The sequence below is a fragment of the Burkholderia sp. Bp8963 genome (assembly GCF_003854275.1).
In the GTDB taxonomy this organism is placed as follows: Bacteria; Pseudomonadota; Gammaproteobacteria; order Burkholderiales; family Burkholderiaceae; genus Burkholderia.
Genome location: NZ_QTQP01000146.1, coordinates 1 through 1334 on the forward strand (window position 1 = coordinate 1; position 1334 = coordinate 1334).

Sequence of the window (1334 nt, forward strand, 5' to 3'; positions counted from 1 at the left end):
CGAGGAGCAGCAACGGCAGCGCAGCATTGCGGCCCTAAACCGCCGCGCCGCTGCACTGGGTTTCCGCCTGGCACCTACCTCGACGACGGGGTGAAAACGGACCCAACCATGATTAGTTTCTCACGAGTTCCGGGGTGACGTCGTAGCTCAGCCACACATAGGCTGCATACGTGGACCGCTGGCTGAGGGTCTGATGACCCGGTCCGGCATCGGAATTGTCACCGTAATAAGTCCAAACTCCCGAGACGTCGATTGTGAATCGATCGGACAAACCTTGGGTGTAGTCAAGTTGCAGATCGGTCTGCCACCGATTACTCCCCAAGTTCAGCGATTTTTTTGGATCGTAGGTCCCGACCGGGAGGGTGACGAAGATCGCGGCAGAGATATAGCGTTTGTTGGCAGGATCGTTCACCAGCCAATAGCCGATTGAAGCAATCGGATCTCCGATCCCTGAAGCATCGTTGAGATGTGTCCCAGCGATCCTCCCATTCGTCAAGGCGCCGAAGGGGAGAATAAAGTCGAGAACGTAAGGGTGGCCTCCGAGCAGGCCATAGTGCAGATAGCGCGCCACGCCGATATTAGTGTTGAGACTTGTGGCACCCTTGGCAGTCCCCGAAATGACGTTGTTGAATTCACTGTGCACAGCGAATTCATAGTACCCCATGAACACGTCCTGTCCCGCGGGAAGCGGTACCCAGTCGAAGGGCTGATAGTCGATGGCAAAGACCGGACTGCTTGTCGCCAGCGATAAGGCTACTGTGGCGGACAGCCCTAAAAAGGTCTTCAACAGGTCGGCCATGGCTTTAGCGGATTTTCGATCCGGAGATCATTTTGTTGCTCCCCAGAGGTAGCCGCCACCAACCGCGCCGAATACCGTCATCGCGGCGCGGCCGGTGCCGTGGCCGAACGTATTGCCGACGTGCGCCGTAACCATCAGCGATAGCCAGCGTCCCCTTCCCGCACCTTGCCGCGGAACACGCGGTATTGCAGCCCGTTGTAGACGAGGATGATCGGCAGCACGATCACCGTGCCGACCAGCGCGAACAACTGGCTCGACGGGCTCGACGACGCGTCCCAGATCGTCAGCGACGGCGGCACGATGTTCGGCCAGATGCTGATGATGAGGCCCGTGTAGCCAAGGAAGCACAGCGCGAGCGTCAGCAGGAACGGCGTCGCCTCGTGTTGGTGCCGCACCGTGTGGAAGATTCCCCACACGCAGACGAGCACCAGCACCGGCACCGGCAGGAACCACACGAGGTCGCCGCTGCCGAACCAGCGATGCGCGACGGCCGGCAGGCCGATCACGGTCCACAGACTGACGACGCCCATCACGC

2 protein-coding genes are annotated in these 1334 nt (G+C 60.0%); both read right to left on the minus strand.

Annotation, left to right across the window (positions count from 1 at the left end):
- Positions 1 to 112 precede the first annotated feature (112 nt).
- A complete protein-coding gene (locus tag DID96_RS37705; RefSeq protein ID WP_124604387.1) occupies positions 113 to 799 on the minus strand; it encodes a transporter in 687 nt (228 codons plus the stop codon).
- 134 nt (positions 800 to 933) lie between these two features.
- Positions 934 to 1334: cytochrome d ubiquinol oxidase subunit II (locus DID96_RS37710; RefSeq protein WP_185732505.1), on the minus strand; the 401-nt coding region annotated here is incomplete at its 5' end.